This is a genomic window from Arthrobacter sp. K5, from assembly GCF_040448525.1.
Taxonomy (GTDB): Bacteria; Actinomycetota; Actinomycetes; order Actinomycetales; family Micrococcaceae; genus Arthrobacter; species Arthrobacter globiformis.
Map to the genome: position 1 here is coordinate 2,716,686 of NZ_CP159279.1, position 17,848 is coordinate 2,734,533.

Annotated in this window: 17 protein-coding genes and 1 riboswitch; of the genes, 7 read left to right on the top strand and 10 right to left on the bottom strand. The window is 67.9% G+C overall.

Translation table 11 applies throughout. The features are described from left to right. Positions 1-39 precede the first annotated feature (39 nt). Entirely contained in the window at positions 40-534 is a 495-nt protein-coding gene (locus tag ABRP34_RS12315) for a GNAT family N-acetyltransferase (RefSeq protein WP_353710408.1), read from the top strand. Here ABRP34_RS12315 and ABRP34_RS12320 read toward each other — a convergent pair. From ABRP34_RS12320 to ABRP34_RS12330, 3 genes are read right to left on the bottom strand one after another with little or no spacing between them, the layout of a single operon-like run. Then, positions 531-1,334: an energy-coupling factor transporter transmembrane component T gene (locus tag ABRP34_RS12320; protein WP_353710409.1), complete on the bottom strand. Its 804-nt coding sequence runs from the start codon at positions 1,332-1,334 to the stop codon at positions 531-533. The two genes, ABRP34_RS12315 and ABRP34_RS12320, sit on opposite strands and share 4 nt — an antisense overlap. Then, the gene (locus tag ABRP34_RS12325) at positions 1,331-2,992 is read right to left on the bottom strand and encodes an ABC transporter ATP-binding protein (protein ID WP_353710410.1); all 1,662 of its coding nucleotides are present in this window, start codon (positions 2,990-2,992) and stop codon (positions 1,331-1,333) included. Before ABRP34_RS12325 ends, ABRP34_RS12320 begins: the two co-directional genes overlap by 4 nt. Continuing rightward, entirely contained in the window at positions 2,992-3,612 is a 621-nt protein-coding gene (locus ABRP34_RS12330; protein ID WP_003803254.1) for an ECF transporter S component, read from the bottom strand. The genes ABRP34_RS12325 and ABRP34_RS12330 overlap by 1 nt, the downstream gene beginning before the upstream one ends. A 72-nt stretch (positions 3,613-3,684) precedes the next feature. Beyond that, positions 3,685-3,828, bottom strand: a riboswitch (TPP riboswitch). A 119-nt stretch (positions 3,829-3,947) separates the two neighbouring features. Between ABRP34_RS12330 and ABRP34_RS12335 the strand changes: the two genes are divergently transcribed. The 3 genes from ABRP34_RS12335 to ABRP34_RS12345 all read left to right on the top strand — a co-directional run bounded on the left by ABRP34_RS12335 (position 3,948) and on the right by ABRP34_RS12345 (position 7,274). Further along, the gene (locus ABRP34_RS12335; RefSeq protein WP_353710411.1) at positions 3,948-4,499 is read left to right on the top strand and encodes a heme-degrading domain-containing protein; all 552 of its coding nucleotides are present in this window, start codon (positions 3,948-3,950) and stop codon (positions 4,497-4,499) included. 57 nt (positions 4,500-4,556) lie between these two features. Next, the gene (locus ABRP34_RS12340; protein ID WP_003803257.1) at positions 4,557-4,820 is read left to right on the top strand and encodes a DUF4235 domain-containing protein; all 264 of its coding nucleotides are present in this window, start codon (positions 4,557-4,559) and stop codon (positions 4,818-4,820) included. Between the two features lie 471 nt (positions 4,821-5,291). Continuing rightward, positions 5,292-7,274, top strand: coding sequence for a hypothetical protein (locus tag ABRP34_RS12345; protein ID WP_353710412.1), 1,983 nt, complete (start codon positions 5,292-5,294; stop codon positions 7,272-7,274). Between the two features lie 70 nt (positions 7,275-7,344). Here ABRP34_RS12345 and mnhG read toward each other — a convergent pair whose 3' ends face one another. From mnhG to ABRP34_RS12375, 6 genes are read right to left on the bottom strand one after another with little or no spacing between them, the layout of a single operon-like run. After that, a complete protein-coding gene (gene mnhG / locus ABRP34_RS12350; RefSeq protein WP_353710413.1) occupies positions 7,345-7,761 on the bottom strand; it encodes a monovalent cation/H(+) antiporter subunit G in 417 nt (138 codons plus the stop codon). Beyond that, on the bottom strand, positions 7,751-8,029 hold the full coding sequence (locus ABRP34_RS12355) for a monovalent cation/H+ antiporter complex subunit F (RefSeq protein ID WP_314194345.1): 279 nt from the start codon (positions 8,027-8,029) through the stop codon (positions 7,751-7,753). The genes mnhG and ABRP34_RS12355 overlap by 11 nt, the downstream gene beginning before the upstream one ends. Further along, entirely contained in the window at positions 8,026-8,571 is a 546-nt protein-coding gene (locus ABRP34_RS12360) for a Na+/H+ antiporter subunit E (RefSeq protein WP_353710414.1), read from the bottom strand. The genes ABRP34_RS12355 and ABRP34_RS12360 overlap by 4 nt, the downstream gene beginning before the upstream one ends. Continuing rightward, positions 8,568-10,157 carry a Na+/H+ antiporter subunit D gene (locus ABRP34_RS12365; RefSeq protein WP_353710415.1) on the bottom strand — a complete coding sequence of 530 codons (1,590 nt, stop codon included), beginning with the start codon at positions 10,155-10,157 and terminating at the stop codon, positions 8,568-8,570. Before ABRP34_RS12365 ends, ABRP34_RS12360 begins: the two co-directional genes overlap by 4 nt. Next, complete coding sequence (locus tag ABRP34_RS12370) at positions 10,154-10,732, bottom strand: Na(+)/H(+) antiporter subunit C (protein ID WP_003803268.1); 579 nt, start codon at positions 10,730-10,732, stop codon at positions 10,154-10,156. Before ABRP34_RS12370 ends, ABRP34_RS12365 begins: the two co-directional genes overlap by 4 nt. Beyond that, a complete protein-coding gene (locus ABRP34_RS12375; protein WP_353710416.1) occupies positions 10,729-13,761 on the bottom strand; it encodes a Na+/H+ antiporter subunit A in 3,033 nt (1,010 codons plus the stop codon). Before ABRP34_RS12375 ends, ABRP34_RS12370 begins: the two co-directional genes overlap by 4 nt. 190 nt (positions 13,762-13,951) lie before the next feature. Here ABRP34_RS12375 and ABRP34_RS12380 point away from each other — a divergent pair, with 190 nt between their 5' ends. The 3 genes from ABRP34_RS12380 to ABRP34_RS12390 all read left to right on the top strand — a co-directional run bounded on the left by ABRP34_RS12380 (position 13,952) and on the right by ABRP34_RS12390 (position 17,151). Continuing rightward, positions 13,952-15,355 carry an MFS transporter gene (locus tag ABRP34_RS12380; RefSeq protein WP_353710417.1) on the top strand — a complete coding sequence of 468 codons (1,404 nt, stop codon included), beginning with the start codon at positions 13,952-13,954 and terminating at the stop codon, positions 15,353-15,355. Positions 15,356-15,478: 123 nt separating this feature from the next. After that, positions 15,479-15,961, top strand: coding sequence for a cation:proton antiporter regulatory subunit (locus ABRP34_RS12385; protein WP_003803273.1), 483 nt, complete (start codon positions 15,479-15,481; stop codon positions 15,959-15,961). 5 nt (positions 15,962-15,966) lie between these two features. Beyond that, positions 15,967-17,151 (top strand): cation:proton antiporter, encoded by a 1,185-nt coding sequence (locus ABRP34_RS12390; protein ID WP_003803275.1) that lies wholly within the window; start codon positions 15,967-15,969, stop codon positions 17,149-17,151. Positions 17,152-17,244: 93 nt separating this feature from the next. On the opposite strand, the gene dcd is transcribed toward ABRP34_RS12390, so the two are convergent. Further along, entirely contained in the window at positions 17,245-17,820 is a 576-nt protein-coding gene (gene dcd, locus ABRP34_RS12395; protein ID WP_003803277.1) for a dCTP deaminase, read from the bottom strand. Positions 17,821-17,848 lie beyond the last annotated feature (28 nt).

Below are 17,848 nucleotides of genomic sequence, written 5' to 3' on the forward strand. Positions count from 1 at the left end.
ATCCGGAACATTGGACCCGCGCACATTAGACTCGGCGGCATGAATCACACCTGCCGTGTCCGCCAGGCCGGACCCGAAGACGCTGAGGCCCTGGCTCGGCTCCACCTGGAATGCTGGCGCGAAACGTATGCCCACCTGCTTTCACCGGGCTTTATGGCCAGGCAGGGCGTGGAAGGGCGGCTGGCCATGTGGCGGCAACTCCTGGCCGGACCGCACGCGGGCCGCCATTACGTAGCGGTCGACGGCGGGACGCTGGTGGGGTTTGCCGGTTCGTTTCCGCCCGAGGACGGGGTGCGGGAGCAGACCGAACTCTGGGGCATCTATCTCCTCGCCTCCCACCATGGCAGGGGCCTGGGCCAGGAACTGCTCGATGCCGCGATCGGGAAGGAAACGGCCGCGCTGTGGGTGGCCGAGGACAACCCGCGCGCCCAGGCCTTCTACCGGCGCAACGGCTTCGACTTCACCGGCGCCAGGGACACGATCGAGGATTGGGAAGGGCTGCCCGAGGTCCGGATGGCGCGGCCTGCGGGCTAGGAGCCCTCAAGCCACACCATGTTCCACGTACCGGCCCACAGCGCGGCAGCCACCGCACCGACGGCAATCAGCACTCCGCCGAGCACCACCCAGACGTCCAGCACACTGAAGGTGGACACGCGAGCCCAGGTCCGGCTGGCCCCGCCGAATCCGCGGGCCTCCATGGTCACGGCAAGCCGGGTGGCGCGTCGGATGGCCTGGACCAGGAGACCGAAGCTCTGCCCGAGGGTGGCCCGCATCCGCTGCCACGGGTTGCCGCGCGATCCGACGCCGCGGGCGCGCCGGGCCATGCCGATGGTCTGCCATTCCTCGGCCATCAGCCCGACCAGCCGCATCGCGGCCAGGGTCCCCAACACAAAACGATGCGGAAGCCGCGCCTTCTGGGCGAGGGCGTCCGCCAGGTCCGTGGGATCGGTGCAGCTCATCAGCAGCACCGCAGGCAGGGCGATGGCCAGGCCCCGCAGCAGAAAACCCAGCCCCAGCTGAAGGGAACCTTCGCTCATGGACCAAAGTCCGACGTCGAGCAGTATCCTTCCGCTGTCCGGCGCCAGGATGGAGGTGCTCCAGCCGCCCACAGCGGCAGCCAGGATCAGCGGCCACCCGCGCTGCCACAGCAGCGAAAACGTCAACCCGGCCAGCGGAAAGACCAGCAGCTCGCACGCGAGCGCCACCGAGGCGGACATCCAGTCGATGGACAGCGCCAGCACCAGGGTGATCAGGAAGACCGCGGCGAATTTGGCCAGTGGATTGGCGCGTGTCAGCACTGCCCGGTTTCCGGTGAGTGTCAGTGCTTCCCTCATGTCGCAGCCTGTTCTGACGTTGGTTCGGCTTCTGAAGTGGGCACAATGAGCCCGGGCTCCACGGGTCGCGGCTCGGGCCGTCCGCCGGAGCCCAGCCGCAGCTCGGTGCCGCCGAGCACATGCGTGAACTCCTCGTCGTGCGTGACGGACACGACCGCCGTGCCGGCGTCGAGCAGCTCAGAAAGGAACGAGGCAAGCTCCGCCCAGGTGTTGGCATCCTGGCCGAAGGTTGGCTCGTCCAGGACCAGCACCTGCGGGTGGGCGGCCAGGACAGTGGCCACGGACAGCCGGCGTTTCTCCCCGCCGGACAGCGTGTACGGGTTGGCGTCCACGAGATGCGTGAGGCGAAGGCGCTCCAGCAGCTCGTCAACGCGGTCCTCGCCGTGGCCCAGATGGCGCGGCCCGAACTGCAGCTCGTCCAGGACGCGGCCGGTGACGAACTGGTGCTCGGGTTCCTGGAACACCGTGCCGATCCGGGCGATCAGCTGCTCGGCCCTCCACTTGAAAGGGTCAATTCCTGCTCCGCCACTCAACTCAACGGTCGCGGAGACCTTGCCGTCCACCGGAGGCAGCAGCCCGGCGAGCGTCAGCGCAAAGGTGGACTTGCCGGCGCCGTTGGGACCCGTGACGGTCAGCGCCTCCCCCGCCCGGACCTGCGCCGTGACGTCCCGCAGTACGGGCTCGGGCGGTACGGAGCGGAAGCCGCGGCGCCGGGGCCGTTCCCGCGACACCGCGAGCTTTTCGGCGGCGAGCAGCAGCTGGCCGCCGTCAATGCCGGGGACAGCCAGGCGGCGCCGGGTTTCGGGGACGTAGCCCGGGACCCAGACGCCGGCGGCGGTAAGCATCCCGCGGGCCTGCTCGAGGACCTCGTCCGGCGTCCCGTCGATCAGCACCGCACCGTTCGCTGCGGACCCCGGCTGCATGACCACGATGCGGTCCACCAGATCTTTCCAGGCCGCGACCCGGTGCTCCACCACCACCAGGGTGGCCCCGGTCTTGTCGAGGCAGCGGCCCACGGCGTCCCGGACCTCCAGGACGCCGACCGGGTCGAGGTTCGCGGTCGGCTCGTCCAGCAGAATGAGTCCCGGACGCATCGCCAGTATGCCGGCGAGCGCCAGGCGCTGCTTCTGGCCGCCGGACAGGGCCGACGTCGGGTGGTTCAGCGGCAGGTGCGACAGTCCGACGTCGTCCAGCGCCTCGTGCACGCGGCGCCAGATCTCGTCGCGGGGCACGGAGAGGTTCTCGGCGCCGAAGGCGACGTCGTCGCCCAGGCGGGAGAGCACCACCTGGGTTTCCGGGTCCTGCTGCATGAGTCCGGCACGGCCCCGTTGCGCGCGCGGCGGCGCACCGTCGATGAGCAACTCGCCGCTCTCATCCGGGTCGTCGCGGTCCGCTGCCCCGGTGTCAAGGGTCCCGGCGTCCAGGGTCCCGTGCACGGTACTGCTGCCCGCGTCGCTGTCCCCCAGCACCCCGGCCAGGGCGTGGAGCAGCGTGGACTTGCCTGCCCCGGAAGGGCCCAGCAGCAGGACGCGTTCGCCGGGGCGGATGTCCAGGTCCAGGGCGTGGACGGCAGGTTTGGTGCGGCCGGCGTGGCGCCAGCCCCACCCGCGGGCGTGTACCGCGGCGGGGCGGACCGCGCCGTCGTGTTGTCCGGGCATTAGGAGAAGACGGGCTCCGTGGCTGCCTTGCGGGAGGCGAAGGAGCTCAGCACGCCGGTCCTGGCCAGGCCCCGGGTGGCGATCCAGGACAGGGCACCGGCGATGACTGCGCCAGAGATGGCGCAGAACACGATGTACGCGAACTTGTCGCCTGCGGCGTAGGCGATGTTCCAGCCCCACGGTGCGAAGGAGTCGTTGAGGCCGCAGAACAGCCCGGCACCGGCGCCTGCCAGCAGCGATGCGGGGAGGTTGAACTTCCGGTACACCAGGGCGGCGAACACGAGCTCCGCGCCCAGGCCCTGCAGGACGCCGGAGATCAGCACCGTGGTGCCGTACTGCGAGCCCATGAGAAGTTCACCCGTGGCTGCCACCGTTTCGCAGAACAGGGCCGCGCCGGGCTTGCGGATAATGAGCATGCCCAGGACCGCCGGAATCATCCAGCCGCCGGCGTACAGGCCGGTCAGCGGCGGGTAGACGGCGTTGATGGGGGTGGAGATGAGGTTGGCCCCCTGGGACCAGGCCCAGAAGATCACGCCGCCGGCAACGGCGATAAGTGCTGCCACGACGATGTCGGCCACGCGCCAGTTGTAGCTGGTTTTCTTGATTGCTGCAGTTGTCATGATGGTCCTCCTGAGGAACAGGAGGGGAAAGCGTTCCCCCGGCTGCCGGTGGCTGGGCCACCTGCTGCCGGGCACTTTGAGAACTCGACTCCCTTACGCCGGTACTAGCCGGATCAGGTTCGAGGGTCTGCGGCGGTCCGCACTCTCAGCGCCCATCCGCGGTTGCGCTGGCAGTTGCCTTTGCATCCCGACGGCGGCGCTCCCCTGTCGTGATAAATCTGCCCTTGTGGGCCGGTCCAGTTTACACCTCGGAGGTCCCGGAATCCCGGGGCCGTTGTCACAATGCCGGAGTTTTCCTGCGCCGTCGGGACAGCTGTCCGGAGTACATTGGGGCCATGACGCTACAGGACTCCGGCAGCACTGCCCTGCCCGCCTTTGACCCCGATGCCTCCGAGGAACAGCCGGCGGGATCCCTGGAAGCCCTGATCGGTCAGATCGAGGGTGAAATCGCCGAACTGCAGTTCCCGAGGTTCAGCAAGGACGATGCACTGGCGCTGGGCCTGGAACTGGTGGAACGCGGCAAGGAGGACAACCTGCCCATTGCCATCGACATCACCAAAGGCGAACAGGTCCTCTTCCACGTTGCGCTCGAGGGAGCCACTCCGGACAACGAGGGCTGGGTGCGGGCCAAGCAGCGGACTGCCGTGCGCTATGAGGAGCCCTCACTGCTGGTAGGCCTGCGCGGCAGGGCCGGCGGGGGACGGATCGAGGACAACGCCTGGTTCGACCAGTCCACCTACGCTGCCCACGGCGGAGCCTTCCCGATCTATGTGCGGGACGTGGGAGCGGTGGCCGTGGTCACGGTGTCCGGGCTGCCGCAGAAGGCGGACCACGACCTTGTGGTGCAGGCGTTGCGGGAAATCCACCGGTCCATGCGGCTAGGCTAGCGCCTCATGCGGATAGGGTAGGAAAAGACCAGTGTTCATCACGCGAGGAGTTCCGCAATGAGTTTCTTCATCAAGCTGCTTGGCACCGGCATCAGCCTGCTGGCAGGGTTCGCCGGCACCAAGGCCGTCGATACCATCTGGGAAAAGGTCACGGGCCGGAAGCCCCCCAAGGGTGACAAGGACGACGTCCCCACCACGCTGCGCACAGCCCTGACGTTCGCCCTCGTCTCCGCTTCCGTGAGCGCGGTGATCCAGGTGCTGGCCAACCGTGGCACCCAGCGGGCCATCACCCGCTTCGCCAAGACCCAGGACATCGTCTAGCGGCAAGCTTCGCCAAGACCCAGGCATCTCCCAGCGCAGGACATCGTCCAGCGCCAGGACATCGTCCCGGCCCTTTAGCCCCCCAACATAGGGTGAGCCTGGTCCGGCCGGTTCGGCATCCTGCCGGGTTTCTCCAAGCCCGGCACGCCAATCTATACATGTTCTGAACCCGGCAGTGCTGATGACCTCGGCCGGGCTCACAACAGCCGGACCCGGCACCGCAGACCCGCGGTGCCGGGTCCGGTCACGTCCTGCGGCGGCAGCCGGTCACGTGCCCCCGCAGCCGCCGGCATCAAGCCCCGGCACGGCCCGCGGCGGCGCTGGCAAGGCCTTGGCAGGAGCACCACGGGTCCCCCCACGCCGCCGCCAAAAACCTTAGATTCCAAGGTTTTTGCAACCTCGTACCCGAACGTTTTTCCAACCCACGCCGCATTAGGTGGATGCCATCAGCGTCTTTTCGAGGAGACAAAAATGGTATCCATCCCACCTTTCCTGTCGGCCCAGCGCCTGACCCCACGACATCGGGCCCCGCGCCCATCCCGCCGCCGCGGAATCGCTGTCGCGACGGCCGTGCTGCTCGCCGCGACCGGCGCCGGCACATCGCTTGCCGCCACACAGGTGACGGTGAAGAACCCTGGCGGACTGACCGCCGTCGGGCCCGTCAACACCGAGTATGGCTTCCCGTCCTGGTACGAGGACAGCAACAAAACCCGCGTCGAGCTCTGCCTTGACGCGGAAAACCCGCTTTGCGGCTTCCTGCCCGGAGACATCCCGGACGAGACCGCCCCCATTTCGTTCCCGGACAACTTCCCGGAAGAGGCGTTCTACATGCTCGCCGGCTCGGAACTGGCCCTTCCCGGTGGAGGCCGCGCCGTCCTGGTCCTCGGTCTGGAGGCAGCGTTCGCCAACACGGTCACCGAAGGCGACCAGGTGGTGTTCGGGCGGCAGCGCATCGTCGTCAAGGGCGGACCGGCCAACGCCACCCTGACGTTCCAGCACCCCTACGGCACCATCACCATCGACACCGACGGCGCCGGCGACGGCAAGCTCGTCGAGGACATTTCACCCGCCGTCGGCAACTTCTCCACGGCCCTGAAGAGCAACATCGGCCCGTTCCTGAAGTGGGATCCGGCCGCCGCCCCGGCAGCGCCCGAAGGCTACCTCGGAGACCCGGGCCAGGACCACACCGTTACCGGCAGCCCGTTCGGTTACAACAAGTTCTCGGTGAACGGCGGCGGCCTGGCCCTGGAAACGGACCAGTTCACCGTCCAGGGCAAGATCTCCACCAATCAGGGAGTCAACGGCGACAGCGCCGTCCTGAACAGCACCATGATCGATGTGTTCGCCAGCAGCGGGAACGGCGCCCAGCTCCAGGTGGACGGGCAGGCCGGGGTTTTCGAAACCACCCCCATGCTCAGTGACCCCGACACGGGCAGGTATTACGCCCGGGTCCAGTTCACCGGGACCGCGCCGGCCACGGTGAAGGTCACCAACATCGGCGACAAGCCCGCCAGCAGCAGCCAGATCAGCGTCACCAAGCCCAGCGGCATCCTGATCACCAAGGCTGTCTATGACGGCACGAACCTGACCGTCGGTGCCCTCTCCTCCGTTGGCTACCCGCTGACCGTCACCGGTCTGGGCACACTGGATGAGCCGGCGGCCGGAACAGCAGCCGAAAAGTCGTTCCCGGTGAAGGCTCCCCCGGCCACCGTCACGGTGAAAACCGCAGCCGGCGGCTCCGCGTCCCTGCCCGTGACCGTCACCGGCGGTTCGGCAACTCCGGTCGGGCTGGACCCGGTCACTCCCGCCCCGGATCCCGGCCCCGTCGTCGACACCGGCAGCGGGTCCGTCCCCGGCGAAACGCAGCCGACGACGGCGGTAGCCACCGCCGCTTCGACCACGGTCACGCGCGGCGGAACAGTCCAGCTGGACGGCAGCGCCTCCACGGGTGCCGCCAGCTACAAGTGGCTCCAGGTCAGCGGACCCGCCGTCACCTTCTCCAGCGACACAGCCGCCAAGCCCACCGTCACCGTCCCGTACTACGCCAAGACCACCGATACGGCGCCGCTGACAGCCAAGGCCAACGACCCCATCCAGATCCAGCTGATCGTCACGGACAAGAACGGCATCGGCAGCGCACCGGCGACGGTGAATCTGACGGTCCAGACGGACACCGTTGCTGTCGCCGGTTCCCGCCACCGGCTGGGCACCGAGCTTCGGGTCACGGGCACTTCAACGCTGGCCGGCAACACGGCAGTCCTGATCCCGGCCACTACCGTGGTCATCTACGACACCACGCCCGGCCGGGCCGTCACCAAGATCGGCACAGCACAGGTCGACACCCTCGGTGCCTGGTCCTACCGGGTGAAGCCCGGACCGAACCGGCAGATCACCAGCGTCCTGGTCCAGTCCAGCCGTGGCGGCACCGCAACCGGGGTGCTCGCAACCCGGTAGAAATCCGCTGCTACCGCTCAGGGCCCCGTCTGCTCAGCAGGCGGGGCCCTGCCCGTGGTTTCGGCCGCCGTCAACCAGCGGTGCGGTTGCCGGCGTCGTCCTCTTCCGATTCCCGGGCCGCCTTGGCGGCCTTCACCACCACGGCCTCCAGCTCATCAGTGCTGAGCAGCTCCTTGTGGAGGTGCTTGGTGCGGTAGCCGGCGCGGCCCACCATGTGGGCCGAGACCGGCACGGTGAGCAGCTGGAAGATCCAGGCCACGAGCAGAACCGGCCACACCCACCAGGTGCGCAACTGCAGCCCCACCGCCGCCAGCAGCAGGAACAGTCCGAGCACCTGGGGCTTGGTGGCGGCGTGCATGCGGCTCATCAGGTCCGGGAAGCGCAGCAGGCCGATGGCGGCGGCGAGGGACATCAGAGCGCCCACCACCATGAAGACGGCCGACACAGCATCGATCAGGGTATCCACGGCGTTCGGTTCAGGACTCATTGGGCTGCTCCCGTCTGTCGGCCACGAAGCGTGCCACCGTCACTGAGCCGATGAATCCGATGACGGACACGGCCACCACCAGCATCAGGTTGTTCAGGTGCCGGTTCACTGCCATGTCGATGCACAGCGCGGCCCCGAGGATGGCAAGCAGCACGTCGGCCGCGAGGACCCGGTCCAGCAGGGACGGGCCGCGGGCGATGCGGATGATCGCACCCGCGGCGGCGAGGGCCAGCGCCACAGCCGTGACGGTGAGGACCAGCTCCATCATGCGCCAACCTCCTGCTTCAGGGCGGCAAGCTCTTCTTTCGTTCCCATGATCCGGATGAGCCCCGCCTCGGTGTCCCGGACTTCCTTGCGCAGTTTGAGGACGTCTTCCCCGTTCCGCACGTTGAGCCCGTGGATGTAGAGCGTGGAGGTGGACCTGTCCACCTCCACAACCAGTGACCCCGGGATCAGGGAGATCACGTGGCCGGTTGCCGTCACCATCAGGTCCGAATGGCTGCGCAGCGGAACGGCCACGACGGCGTTGGTCACCTTGGGCCCCTGGGCCACCGCCAGGTAGAACACCTGGCAGCTGGCGGCCACCACCCTGCCGAGGAACACCACCGCGAACGGTACGGCCTTCAGCACGTTGAAGCGGCCGCTCAGCTCCACCGGCGGCAGGTAGAACAGGCGGGCCACCGCAACCGCCAGCAGGGCGCCGAAGAGCAGGTTGCCGGGGCTGAAGTCCTGCCAGAGTGCTCCCCAGACGATGACCAGCCAGACCAGCAGCGGCAGTTCCTGCCGCAGGGACACCCTTTGCCGGCTCACTTTCCGCCTCCGCTCAGCGCCAGGGCCGGGACGGACGCGCCGTCACCGAGCACCGCCTGGATGTAGGCGGACCTGTCCAGCATGGCCGCGGCGGACTGGTCCGCCACTTGGAAGAGGGGTCCGGCGAACACGGTGAGCGCGACACCCAGGACCACCAGGCCCAGCGTGGACCCGACCATGGTCCGGGGCAGGAGGCGCACCGCCGTCGTGCCGCTTTCCGGGGCGGGGACCGCCAGGAGTACCGGGTCGGGGTGCTCCGCGTCCTCGGCCTTGCGCCAGAAGGCACGGTTCCACACCCGGGCGACGGCCAGGAGGGTCAGGAGGCTTGTCAGCACGCCGCCGATCACCAGGGCGTACGCCAGCGGGGTTCCCAGCCCGATGCCGGCCTGGATCAGGCCGAGCTTGCCCAGGAAGCCCGAGAACGGCGGTATGCCGGCCAAATTCATGGCGGGAACAAAGAACAGCAGGGCCAGCAGCGGCGACAGCTTAGCCAGCCCGGCGAGCCGGTCCACCGAGGAGCTGCCGCCGCGGCGCTCAATCAGCCCGGTGACCAGGAAGAGGCTGGTCTGGATGGTGATGTGGTGTGCCACGTAGAACACGGCAGCCGCGAGGCCGGCCACGGAGGACATCGCCAGGCCGAACACCATGTAGCCGATGTGGCTGACCAGGGTGAAGGACAGCAGACGCTTGATGTCGCTTTGGGCGAGGGCACCCAGGATGCCGACGACCATGGTCAGCAGCGCCACCACCATCAGCGGCGTGTTGAGGCTGTCGCCGGGGAACAGCAGGGTTTCCGTGCGGACCATGGCGTAGACGCCCACTTTGGTCAGCAGGCCGGCGAACACGGCCGTGACCGGGGCCGGGGCGGTGGGGTACGAGTCCGGAAGCCAGAAGGACAAGGGGAAAACGGCGGCCTTGATGCCGAAGGCCACCAGCAGCATGACGTGCAGGAGGGTCTTGGTTCCCTGGTCCAGTTCCGACAGCTGGATGGCCAGGTCCGCCATGTTGATGGTGCCGGTCGCGCCGTAGACCATCGCGATGGCGATCAGGAACAGCACCGACGACACCACCGAGACCACCACGTAGGTGACGCCGGCACGGATGCGCGGACCTGTGCCGCCAAGGGTCATCAGCACATAGCTTGCCGTCAGCAGGATCTCGAAGCCGACGTAGAGGTTGAACAGGTCCCCGGAGAGGAACGCGTTGGAGACCCCGGCCACGAGGATCAGGTAGGTCGGGTGGAAGATCGACACGGGGGCGTCCTGGTCGCCGTCGGCCATGCCCTGGCCGGTGGCATACACGAGGACGGCGAGGCTCACCGCGGAGGACACCACGAGCATCAGCGATGAGAACTGGTCCACCACCAGGACGATCCCCCACGGCGGCACCCAGCCGCCGATGTTCACCGCTGCGGTGCCCCCGTTCCAGACGGATGCCAGGAGCAGGCACTCCAGCAGCAGGGTGAGCGAGAGCAGACTGATACTGACGGCGCGCTGGGCGCGGGAGTGCCGGATCAGCACGAACGTCAGCGCCGCACCCAGGATGGGAAGTACGACGGCGAGCGGGGCCAGGCTTGCGAGGTTCACTTCGCCCCTCCATCCGTGTCTGTGTCTGTGTCCGCGCCGGTGACGTTGGCGGATCCCGGTTTTTCTTCCAGCGCCGCGTGCTCTGCCAGAAGGGTCCGGCCGCCCGCTTCGACAGTCGCCGTCGGCTCTGCCGCGGCGGAACCGTCCGGTCCGCGCATGGGCAACGGGAACTCTGAGGTTTCCACGGGGATGACGGCGTCGTCCTCCGCGTCGAAGCTGGGGGTTTCGGCCACGCGGCGGTCCTCGATGTCGTCCTGGATGTCGTCCTGGCGGGCAAGCACCCAGGTCCGGTAGATGATGCCCAGCATGAACGCGGTCACCGCGAAGGAAATGACGATGGACGTCAGGATCAGTGCTTGCGGCAAGGGGTCGTTGTAGGATGCGGGGTCCGTGTCCTTGCTGAAGAAGGGTGCCAGCCCGGCGTAGCCGCCGGTGGCGAGGATCAGCAGGTTGGTGGCGTTGGCCAGCAGCATCAGCCCCAGCAGCACACGGGTGAGGCTGCGTTCCAGGATCAGGTAGATGCCGCAGGCGTAGAGCGCACCCATGACGGTGAGCAGCGTCAGGTTAACGGTCATGGGGTGCCGCCTCGGGTTGATCCGGCCGGGATACCCGTGGGCACCGGTTCGCTGCCCTCGTCGCCGTCCGGTCCGTCCTGCTGCAGGGGGCGCTCTTCAAAGTGCTCGTCGATTTCGGCGCCAAGGCTGCGGAGCACGTCCAGCACCAGGCCGACGACGACAATGTAGACACCGGTGTCGAAGATGGTGGAGGTGACGAACTTGATGTCGCCAAAGACCGGCAGCCAGAACTCGATGATGGCGCTCTGGAACACCTGGCCGCCCAGCAAAACGGGCGCGGCGCCGGACAGCGAGGCCGTGGCAAGGCCGATCCCGAGCAGGGTGCCGGCGCTGATGGGGGTGGCTTCCCGCAGTTCGAAGCGGCCGCCCGCAAGGTAGCGCAGGGTGAGGGCCAGCCCGGCCATGAGGCCACCGGCGAAGCCGCCGCCGGGGAGATTGTGGCCGGCGAGCAGCAGGTAGAGCGAGAAGATGATCATCGAGTGGAAGACCAGCCGGGTGACCACTTCGAAGATGATGGAGCGGCGCTCCGGTGCCAGGGTGCGCCCGGCAACGAGCCACGGGTCCCGGGTGGCCGCGGCAAACTTGCGGGTCAGCGCCAGCGCGGCGCCATCCCTCGAGGATTTGTCCACGCCGTGGCGGCGGCCCACCGTGCCTTCGGCCACGGCGGACGCCGTGCGCAGCCGGTCCCCGCGGCCCCGGACGAAGATGAGGCTTGCCACGCCGGTCGCGGCCAGCGCCAGCACGGAGATCTCACCGAAGGTGTCCCACGCACGGATGTCCACCAGGGTGACGTTGACGACGTTGAGCCCGCCGCCGCCCTCGTATGCCAGCTTGGGGAACTCGAGGGAGACGGGTGTGGCGATGCGGGCGCCCATGGCGTGGATGGCGGCGAAGATCATGGTGGCGCCGAAGGACAGGCCGATGATCACGCGGACCACCCGGTACTTGCCCCTGGTGCGGTCCCGCAGCTCTGCCGGGAGGCTGCGCATGGCCAGTACGAACGCCACCAGGATGATGGTCTCCACGAGCATCTGCGTCAGGGCCAGGTCGGGGGCGCCCTGCAGCGCGAACATCAGCGCGATGCCGTAGCCGGTGACGGACACCATGAGCACGGCAAGGAAGCGCTTGTTGGCCCGGACGGCGGCGAGTGCCCCGATCACGATCCCGGCTCCCGCCACCAGCTGCAGGGGCGAGTTGGGGTCGACGAAATAGAGCCCTTCGGGAAGAGGCTTGTTCGCGGCGATCAGGGCGGACAGGGGCAGCACGAAGGCGACGCTGAGGATCACGGCCAGGTAGAAATACAGCGAACCACGCTGAGTGCGTCCGGTGATCCACACGGCGGCGTCATCCAGCGCGCCGATGGTCAGCTGGTAGCCGCGGTCGGCGTCGAACCAGGGCGGAACGGCGCTCTGGATCCTGTCCACCACCGCCCGTCCGTAGAACATGGCCGCACCGGCGGCGAAGGTGATGGCGGTCAGGCCCAGGGCCGGGGTCAGCCCGTGCCACAGCGCGAGGTGCCCTGCGGCACCAGCAGCAGTAGCGGCGTCGTGCGTTCCCTCGGTAAACAGTGCCGCGTAGGGCTGGACCCAGGCATCCACGGGAGCCGGCCACAGGCCGTAAGCGATGGTGAGGACGCTCAGGACGGCAGGCGCCGCCAGGAAGGAGGGCCGGATGGCCTTGAACGGGGTGCGCTCGACGCCCGGTTTCACGGCGAACGCGCCCCACATGAAGCGCGCGCTGTAGGCAAAGGTCAGCACGGAGCCGAGCACCACGCCTGCCAAAGCCACTGCGCCCCAGGGGCCGTATCCGGGTGCGGCGGCGAAGTGCACGAGCGCCTCGAGCACCGACTCCTTCGCCACGAAGCCGCCCAGCAGCGGGATGCCGGCCATGGAGGCGGCGCCGACGCTGGCCACGATGCCGAGGGCCCGGGCGGAGCGGAAAACGCCCGAAAGCTTGCGGATGTCGCGTGTGCCGGACTGGTGGTCGATGATGCCCACCACGAGGAAGAGTGTGGCCTTGAAGAGCCCGTGTGCCAGCAGCATGGCGAGCCCGGCGAGCGCGGCGTCGGGCTTGCCGAGCCCCACCACCATGGTGATGAAGCCCAACTGGCTCACGGTGCCGTAGGCCAGGATGAGCTTGATGTCCGTCTGGCGCAGTGCCCGGTAGCCGCCCACCAGCATCGTGGCGAGCCCGAGCCCAAGGACCATCGGCAGCCAGTAGGCGGTGTCCGTGAAGCCCGGCGCGAGGCGCGCCACGATGTACACGCCGGCCTTCACCATCGCGGCGGCGTGCAGGTACGCGCTCACGGGTGTTGGTGCGGCCATGGCGCCCGGGAGCCAGAAGTGGAAGGGGACCAGCGCGGATTTGGTGACCGCGCCGATCAGGATGAGGACGACGGCGGCGCCCACGGCTCCCGCCGCCGGTCCGGAGACCAGCCCGGGTGCCTGTTCCAGGATGGCCGAGATCCGGTAGGTGCCGGCGCTGGCGCCGAGCATGATCAGGCCGACGAGCATGGCCAGGCCGCCGGCGGTGGTGACCATGAGGGCCTGCAGCGCGGAGCGGCGGGCAGCAAGCCGTGTCCGTGCGTAGCCGATCAGGAGGTAGGACAGGACCGTGGTGAGTTCCCAGAAGATGAACATCATCAGCAGGTCATCCGCGGTGACCAGCCCGAACATCGCCCCGGCGAATGCCAGCAGCTGCGCGCCGAACCCGCCGAGGTAGCTGTCCTTGTCCTTGAAGTAGCGTGCGCAGTAGACCAGCACCAGGGCGCCCACCCCCAGGACCAGCAGGGACATGACCCATGCCAGGGCGTCCATGCGGAAGGCGAATTCGATGCCGAGACTTGGAATCCACGGGACAGTTTCGGCGAGTGCTCCCGTGCCGTAGACGGCGGCGTGCTGGAACAGGAGCCAGATGAATGAACCGGCAGGCACCGCGGCCAGCGCATAGAACGAGTTGCGGCCGAACTTCCGGAAGACGAACGGCGCCACAGCGGCCACCGCGAAGTGCACGGCAAGGACTGTGATCACTGGTATCTCCGCAAAGTCAGAATTCGGTTATCAAAAGTTGGATCAGGCGGTCATTCGTTGGGTTCGGTCCCGACAGTTTATCAAGGGGGCACTGACAGTTTTTCCCGCACTGGCGGGGCGCAGGGCGAGTTTCGCCAGTCTGCGGGAGAGTTTCCGTTGCCTGTTCGCCACGGGCGGATAGCATCGGCCTATGAACTCCGCAGCCGCATCCGAGGCAACGCAGCCGTCGTCGGAACTTGAAGGAGGGCCCCGGGCGTCCAGCAAGGGCCGTGTTCTGGCCTGGGCGGCGTGGGACTGGGGGTCCGCGGCGTTCAACGCGGTCATGACGACGTTCGTCTTCACCGTCTATCTGACCTCCCAGGCATTCGGCGGCGAAGACCAGGCATCGGCGGTGCTTGGCGGAGCAGTGGCCATTGCCGGGGCGGCCATCGCGCTGCTCGCCCCGGTCACCGGCCAGCGGTCCGACACCGGAGGCCGCCGCAAACTCTGGCTGGGAGTGAACACGGCCGCCGTCGCGGTCCTGACGGCACTGTGCTTCTTCGTGTTTCCCCGTCCCGAGTTCCTCCTGCTCGGGGTGTCCCTGATCGCCCTGGCTAACGTGTTCTTCGAGTTTGCGGGCGTCAATTACAACGCCATGCTGGCGCAGATTTCCACGCCCCGGAACATCGGCAAGGTCAGCGGGTTCGGCTGGGGCATGGGCTACCTCGGCGGCATCGTGGCCCTGCTCATCGTGCTCCAGCTCTTCGTGCAGCCGCGCTTCGAGTGGTTCGGCGCCTCCACCCAGGACAGCCTCAACATCCGGCTGGTGGCGGTGTTCTCCGCCCTGTGGTTCTTCATCTTCGCGCTGCCGGTGATGTTCGCGGTCCCTGAGCTGCCCAAGCCGAGACGCGCAGCGAGCCTCGGATTCCTGGCGTCGTACGGGCTGCTGGCGCGCAGGATCAAGGCGATCTACCGGACCAGCCCGCACACCATCTTCTTCCTGCTGGCCAGCGCCATCTTCCGGGACGGGCTGGCGGCGGTCTTCACCTTCGGCGGAATCATCGCGGCCGGAACCTTCGGCTTCGCTCTGCCGCAGGTCATCTTCTTCGCCATCTTCGGCAACATCGTGGCGGCCGTGGGCGCGATCATCGGCGGCTTCCTGGACGACAGGGTGGGGCCAAAGGCCGTGATCATCAGCTCCCTCACCGGACTCCTGGTCGCCGGGACGGTGATCCTGGTGCTGGGTAACGACAACCACACGTTCCTCGGCGTGCCGTGGTCGGGTTCCACGACGTTCTGGGTTTTCGGCCTGTTCCTTTGCCTGTTCGTCGGCCCCGCGCAGTCCTCCTCGCGCGCCTATCTCGCCCGGCTGGCCCCTCAGGGCGAATCCGGCGAACTGTTCGGCCTGTACGCGACCACCGGCCGCGCCGTCAGCTTCCTCGCACCCGCCCTGTTCACCCTGTGCATCACCGTTGCCACTCCCCTGGTGGCCCAAGGGGAAGCACAGCGCTGGGGCATCCTCGGCATCATGGTGGTGCTGCTGGCCGGGCTACTGGTCCTCCTGCCCGTGAAGGCCCCGAGCGAAGCCGAAATCGCGGTCGTCCCGCAGTCCTAGCCCGACCCTGAGCGCGAACGAACACTTAAGCCCCACCGGTCCAGCGCGAACGCACATTTAAGCCCCGCAGCAGGGGGACCCAGTTTCAGCCGAAATCGCAGGTTCGCGGACTAGGCTGATGTTATGTACATGGAAGAGACAGACCTCCCGGGCCTGGGCAGGCGCAAGGACTTCATGACCGCTTCCGGCCGGCGGATCGGGGTGGTGGAACTGCGCGAGGGCCAGACCGAGCTGTTCGTTTCCACCTGGGATGACCCGGACACGTGCCAGGCCTCGATTCCGCTGACCGGCGAGGAAGCGGCTTGTCTGGGGAATCTGCTGGGAGGCCAGCACCTTGCCATGACGCTGACCGAGGCCCACCGGGAGGTTCCCGGCATCGCCACCCGGCAATTCTCGATTGCCGCGGACTCCCCGTTCCAGAACCAGCCCATGGGCAAAGCCCGCATCCGCACGCGGTGCGGCGTTTCGATTGTGGCGATCATGCGTGAAGGCGAGGTGGTTCCTTCGCCTGGCCCCGACGTCCTCCTTCACCCCGGCGACCTGCTGGTCGCCGTCGGCACGCAAGAAGGCCTGGACGCTGCGGCCGACATCCTGCGCAACGGCTGATCCTCATGGACCGCGTGGCCCTGTCGCTCATCGAACTGGGGGCAGTCGTGTTCTGCCTCGGCCTGTTGGCGAGGCTCGCGGGGCGGATCGGGATGTCCCCCATTCCGCTGTATCTGGTAGGCGGCCTGTGCTTCGGTGCGGGCGGCGTGGTGGAACTGAGCGGCATGAAGGAGTTTTCCCACCTCTCGGGTGAGATCGGCGTCATCCTGCTCTTGCTTATGCTCGGTCTGGAATATACGGCGACAGAACTCGTTACCGGCCTGCGAAGATCATGGAAGGCCGGCATCCTCGACTTCGTCCTGAACTTCGTTCCCGGCGCTGCCCTGGCCGCCCTCCTCGGGTGGGGAGTCGCGGGCGCCATGGTTATGGGCGGCGTCACGTATATATCGTCCTCGGGTATCGCGGCCAAGGTCATCACAGACCTTGGCCGCATCGGTAACCGCGAGACACCAGTGGTCCTCTCCATCCTGGTCTTCGAGGACCTGGCCATGGCGATCTATCTGCCGATCCTCACCGCCACGCTTGCCGGAGTCAGCTTCCTGGGCGGCATGCAGACCGTGGGCGTCTCGCTGGCTGTCGTCACCGTGGTGCTGCTGGTTGCCCTCCGGCACGGGCACCACGTCTCCAAAGCCGTGCACAGCGAAAATTCGGAGGTTTTCCTGCTGAACCTGCTGGGCGCCGCCCTGCTGGTTTCGGGCCTGGCGGCGGCGCTGCAGGTGTCCGCCGCGGTGGGCGCCTTTATGCTCGGCATCGCGATCTCCGGCGCCACGGCCCATAGTGCCACGCGGATCCTTGAGCCGCTGCGGGATCTGTTTGCCGCCATCTTCTTCGTGGCATTCGGGCTCAACACGGACCCCACCTCCATCCCGCCGGTGCTGGCCTGGGCGCTGGTCCTCGCGGTGCTCACCGCGGCCACCAAGATCATCACCGGAGCCTGGGCCGCCAAACGTGCAGGCATTGCGCGTCCGGGACGCTTCCGCGCAGGAGCTGCGCTCATAGCCCGGGGCGAGTTCTCCATTGTCATCGCCGGCCTCGCCGTAACATCCGGAGCGGTCGAGGCCGAGCTGGCCGCCCTGGCCACGGCATACGTTCTGATCATGGCGGTCCTGGGGCCGCTGGCCGCCCGCTACATCGAGCCGCTCGTCAAGAAGTTCTCCCGCCCGGCGCGGCCGGAGCCAGTGCCGGCCTGACCCCGTTCGTGGCGGCCCGGCCGGCCCCAATCCGGCGGCCCGGGGCCGTTCCAGCCGGCCTGCGGCCCGGCCGGCCCCAATCCGGCGGCCGCGCTAAATGTCGGTCCGGTGGAAGTTCAGGTGGCTGCGGCTCGCGGTGGGTCCGCGCTGGCCCTGGTAGCGGTTGCCGTACTCGCCGGAGCCGTAGGGGAACTCCGCGGCGGAGGTCAACCGGAAGAAGCAGAGCTGGCCGATCTTCATGCCCGGCCAGAGCTTGATGGGCAGCGTGGCCATGTTGGACAGCTCCAGCGTGACGTGCCCGGAGAAGCCGGGATCAATGAAGCCGGCCGTGGAGTGCGTCAGCAGGCCGAGGCGCCCGAGCGAGGACTTGCCCTCGAGTCGCGCGGCGATGTCGTCCGGCAGCGTGACCGTTTCGTAGGTGGAGCCGAGCACGAATTCCCCGGGGTGCAGGATGAACGGCTCGCCCTCTTCCACCTCCACCAGCCGGGTCAGCTCGGGCTGCTCTTCGGCCGGGTCGATGTGGGCGTATTTGTGGTTGTCGAACAGCCGGAAATAGCGGTCAATCCGGACATCCACCGAGGACGGCTGGACCATCGCGGCTTCGTACGGATCGAGGACGATCCGTTCGGAATCAATTTCGGCACGAATGTCGCGGTCAGAGATCAGCACACCGTCAAAAATACCATTGCCGGTCCCC